Origin of the sequence: uncultured Idiomarina sp. (genome assembly GCF_964010655.1) — a bacterium.
Classification (GTDB): Bacteria; Pseudomonadota; Gammaproteobacteria; order Enterobacterales; family Alteromonadaceae; genus Idiomarina; species Idiomarina baltica.
The window spans coordinates 1-4,730 of sequence record NZ_CAXGLS010000075.1; the positions used below are offsets into that span (position 1 = coordinate 1).

At 47.6% G+C, this 4,730-nt stretch carries 5 protein-coding genes; 2 read left to right on the forward strand and 3 right to left on the reverse strand.

All coding sequences use genetic code 11. The features are described from left to right. The first annotated feature begins 147 nt into the window (after window positions 1–147). On the forward strand, window positions 148–720 hold the full coding sequence (locus ABNS04_RS12020; RefSeq protein WP_040487757.1) for a DUF6624 domain-containing protein: 573 nt from the start codon (window positions 148–150) through the stop codon (window positions 718–720). Between the two features lie 53 nt (window positions 721–773). Here ABNS04_RS12020 and ABNS04_RS12025 read toward each other — a convergent pair whose 3' ends face one another. Next, window positions 774–1,532 (reverse strand): hypothetical protein, encoded by a 759-nt coding sequence (locus tag ABNS04_RS12025; protein ID WP_348671558.1) that lies wholly within the window; start codon window positions 1,530–1,532, stop codon window positions 774–776. A gap of 202 nt (window positions 1,533–1,734) precedes the next feature. Here ABNS04_RS12025 and dps point away from each other — a divergent pair, with 202 nt between their 5' ends. Further along, window positions 1,735–2,256: a DNA starvation/stationary phase protection protein Dps gene (gene dps, locus ABNS04_RS12030; RefSeq protein WP_040487759.1), complete on the forward strand. Its 522-nt coding sequence runs from the start codon at window positions 1,735–1,737 to the stop codon at window positions 2,254–2,256. A 108-nt stretch (window positions 2,257–2,364) separates the two neighbouring features. Here the strand turns inward: dps and ABNS04_RS12035 are convergent, their stop codons facing one another. Next, window positions 2,365–3,009 (reverse strand): epoxyqueuosine reductase QueH, encoded by a 645-nt coding sequence (locus tag ABNS04_RS12035; RefSeq protein WP_006955007.1) that lies wholly within the window; start codon window positions 3,007–3,009, stop codon window positions 2,365–2,367. 180 nt (window positions 3,010–3,189) lie between these two features. Then, window positions 3,190–4,452 carry a M1 family aminopeptidase gene (locus ABNS04_RS12040; RefSeq protein WP_348671560.1) on the reverse strand — a complete coding sequence of 421 codons (1,263 nt, stop codon included), beginning with the start codon at window positions 4,450–4,452 and terminating at the stop codon, window positions 3,190–3,192. Between the last annotated feature and the right edge of the window lie 278 nt (window positions 4,453–4,730).

Below are 4,730 nucleotides of genomic sequence, written 5' to 3' on the forward strand. Positions count from 1 at the left end.
GTTGGGTTTGTCCCCGTGCGCCAAAGGCGCACGTTACGCCGGTGTTGTAGGTCGCGCATTGTGCGCGACGATGGGTTGGCCCTCACGCGCCCAGGCTTGATATTGGTTCGTGTCTCATCATGGCTTGTGAAAATGGAGGCTTTTTATATGCGTTTAGTTTTGATTTTAATATCTTTGTTTCCGTTGCTTGTGGATGCTCAAAGCAATCCAAATTTACAAAGTGAGCTGGTTAATATGGCTAGAGTTGACCAGTCTATTCGTCAGGAAGTGGGAGAAGCGGGTTGGTCTAATGCGCCCCGAGCTTTGCTTGATAAACTTGCTAATGTCGATAAAAAAAATACAGAAAGACTGAAAGAGATCTTTGCAAAAAAAGGGTGGGTTAACTCAGAACAAGTGGGAAAAAAGGGTGTTAGTGCCGCTTTTTTAATTATTCAGCATTCACCTGATACAGAGTTTCAAAAAAGAATGCTGCCAAAAATAAAGCAATCTTATTTGGCTGATGAAGGTATTTCGGGTGAACAAGTGGCTTTGCTTACGGACCGTGTTTATGTACGCGATGGAAAACAGCAAATTTACGGTACTCAGGCTAGAGTGGTTTCGGGAGAAATCATGTTTGAACCCATTAAAGACCCAGAAACCGTTGACGAGCGACGTGCTGAAATGAACATGTCGACCCTGAGCACATATAAAAAGCTGCTCGAAGAAGCATACGGTATGTAGGTCGCGCATTGTGCGCGACATCAGATCTCCGTGCGCAAAATGCGCACGCTACATTATGCTTCTGAATATGTAGCAATTGAAAAATCACAGCTTGATTCGCTCAACATGCGTTTCACTTCGGAAAAATGCATGGCTCCTAAAACGAGTACATATGTCTCTTGCGTATCTTTGCACACATGTTCGTTCACATTTTTCACAAGCGCTGTGTGTCTTTCATTATGAAAGTCGACGATTTTTTTCCATTGGTTTAATTCGCTTGATAGCGACGGTGTTTGTTCTAATAGCGATGTCATTTTATTAAAGATTGCATCATTATTTTTTTCGAATGCAGTGACGCAGGTTTCGGAATTTATCTCTGCCAATGATGAGTCCATCATGCAGCTCCGTCGACCAAAAAACGAATTCATTATCTCGTTAAACAAGGCCGGATTTTTTAACTCATCAGCCTGAAATTTCTTTTGTAGCAACTGAAATGTTTTGGTTAAGGTGTTGCTGTAGTCTATTTCTTTCATTCTCTCGTTGCGGTTTTCCATTGATACGTTGATGATAGGCGTGTTGCCGTTATTTTCTAAAAGCCGGTATGCCTCAACTTCAAGTCCCGATGTATCTTCAGAAATACTTCCATCGTCATTAAACATTGATTCACTACCCTCAGTGAGCAACGCATCGGGCTCAACAGATTTTATATAGTTATAGAGATCGACGGCTTTGTACTTTGCTGACGCTTGGTGGACTGAGTTAACGATAATTAGTTCGTTTGCGCTGATTGCGGAGCTTATAAAAAGCGATAGACATATGAGTGCATACTTCATGTTTTACCAAACCCTGTTTATTTTTTTAATATATTTATAACGTTTGCCTGTAATTATTATATGGGGTGGGGTTGATTAAAAGCAATTATCGTGCGCGACATCGAATCCCGCCCGTGCGCAAAATGCGCACGCTACGGGACCGATCCAATCGGCAGGTGATGCCGTAGGTATAGGTGAATGGAATTTAAAGGAAGGAGGAATAATGAGCAATACTGAGAATGCAAAAGTCGCTGGATTTACTGCTCCGGGTTTGAAAGAGGATGCTGCTCAAAAGGCTATCGCTCTGCTCGATGACCGCTTGGTTGCGCTTATCGACCTTCAACTGACTTTGAAACATGTTCACTGGAATGTGGTGGGTCCGAATTTCATAGGTGTGCATGAAATGCTTGATCCGCAGGTTGATGCGGTGCGTGAAATGACAGACACCATTGCAGAGCGAATCGCGACCTTAGGTGGTGTACCTGAAGGAACGCCAGAGGCGGTTGTGAGAAAGCGCTCTTGGAAAGATTATTCAATCGGCAAAGGGCTTGTAGCTGAACATTTATCCGAACTGGATAAGGTCTACAATGGCGTCAATGGTGACCACCGCAAAGCCATTGATGAGCTGAGCGAGATTGATCCGGTGTCAGAGGATATGCTGACAGGTCAGCTCGGCGACTTAGAACAGTTCCAGTGGTTTGTCCGTGCGCATATCGAGTCGTCTTCGGGCGAATTGAAACGGTAACGTAGCGTGCGCATTTTGCGCACGTGACGATATTTGATGTCGCGCCAAAGGCGCGACGTACGATGCTGGCGGTATCAACCACCGGCGTACGTCGACAGGCGGGGCGGCCTAGCCGTAATATTGGACGCCGATTTCGATGCGTTTGCGGTCGTTTTTGACTCGCCATCGGTTGGTGTCGCGCAAGGAATAGATACATCCGCAGTATTCTTGCTGGTAAAACCGTTCGCGTTTTGCCAGCTCTACCATCCTGCTGGACCCCCCTTGCTTGCGCCAGTTGAATGTCCAGTATGTCACATCATCGTAGCGAGCGGCTGCGCGTTCGCCACAGTCGTTGATTTGTTGCATGTTCTTCCAACGCGAGATTCCCAAACAGCTCGTAATGACGTCAAAACCGTGCTCATGAGCGTACAGGGCGGTGCGTTCAAATCGCATATCAAAGCAAACCGTGCAACGTTCGCCCCGTTCTGGTTCCCACTCTAAACCACGCACACGCTCAAACCAGTTTTGGCTGTCGTAATCGGCATCAATAAACGGAATGCCCAACTTCTCGGCAAAGCGAATGTTCTCTTCTTTGCGAATCAAATACTCCTTTTCAGGGTGAATATTCGGATTGTAGAAGAAGATGGTGATATCGATACCGGCATCCACCATTCTTTGCATGACGTCGCCCGCGCAGGGGGCACAGCACGAGTGCAGTAAGACTTTATTTGATTCGGTGGGTGCTTCAAGCACGATGCTTTGTTGCTTTGCCATGGTGGATTCCAGTTATTTGAGCATAAGGTCAGTATTGTGCATTTTTCGGGGCAAAAATAAAGTCAGCGTGCGCATTTTGCGCACGGGGCGATATTTGATGTCGCGCCAAAGGCGCGACGTACGATGCCGGTAATATCGGTCACCGACGTAGCGTGCGCATTTTGCGCACGAGACTGTGATTTATGGTTTTTTTTGAGCCAGTTGCTGCGTGAACCAAACCTGCGTTTCCTTGGAGGTCAGCGCCCCGATTTTATTAAGCAATTGTTCAGTTTGCGTTACCTCATGAGCCGTATACCACGCCAACAATTGCTCAAAATTATCAGCCCCCATGCGATCGGCAAGCCGCTTAAGCAGTAAAGGGCCTAACCCATAGTTGACGCGATGGGAGGCTCGTTTGGGGTCATCTGAACGCCATACAAACTCGACGCCTTTCGCTAAGTTTTGCCAACGTTTAACAGCATCGGCGTAGGCCTCTTTGCCAAAGCGTTGTTTGAGCTGTTGTGCGGAAATGTACTCAGCAAATGACTCCATCATCCAATAGTCATGAGACATGGCATCCGCAAAGGGGGTCCAGTTGTGTGCGAGTTCGTGGCAGATGTATTGATAGTCCGCCTCCCGAGAGGAAAGGCTACTTTTACTCATTGATATGTAGGGCCCACGTGCAAAGCTGGGTCCGCTGCGGTCAAGAATAATTAAATCGGCATGATCGAGTGTATTTTCTGCACGCATTGTAGCGTTCAGAGAGGTGAGGCACTGAGTAGCGTCATCGGCTAGATGTTGTGCTTGTTGTGCGTCAATGCCTTGGTAAATCACCTCTACATGCTCGGTTGTTATGACTTTAGGAGATTGCTGAGCAAATAATACAACATCAATCGCAGGCATTTGGTTGCGAATCATGACGGTGTCTTGGGTCGGTCTCTCTTGCTGTCCAGGCGAGTAGACGCGCCAATTGGAGGGGACGGTGAGTGCAAGCGTCCCCGTCATTTTAGTCGCAAAATCAGCAATAAACGGATGCCATGCCGAATCGAGACTTAAGTGCGCGCCTTGTGCGTTAATATAGTTGCCGTGCCCAGCTTCCGCATTGATCGCGCCGCTGTATTTTAGCTTGACCTTATAATTGCTTTGACCGGTTTTTTTAAAGTTCAGTGTAATGCGGTTCCAAGGTGGCACGCGAGGTGATGACTCGATATTTGAGGATGCGAGCTGTGCGCCGGATATTTCGGTCACTGACTGTTGTTTGCTGAGCAATAGGGCGATCGTTTGGTGCGTCAGTTTTTCTGCTGGGATCGTGAGTGTTGTGTCGGCTGTGAAGCGCGAATCGTTGGGTTGGAAGACAACGTTGGTATGGTATTTAATCGTGGTGTCGGCTTGTTGCTGGGTATTGGCTAAAAGTTGCGCCGGCATAACCAAAGCAAGCAATGCGGTCATTAAATAAATTTTCATTGTTGTCTCCGATAAATTTGATGTTGCGCCAAAGGCGCGACGTACGACGATGATGATATCGTACACGGGCCGGCATCGGATGTCGCGCCAAAGGCGCGACGTACGATGGTGGCGGTATCAACCACCGACGTAGCGTGCGCATTTTGCGCACGGGGCGATATTTGATGTCGCGCCAAAGGCGCGACGTACGATGGTGGCGGTATCAACCACCGACGTAGCGTGCGCATTTTGCGCACGGGGCGATATTTGATGTCGCGCCAAAGGCGCGACGTACGATG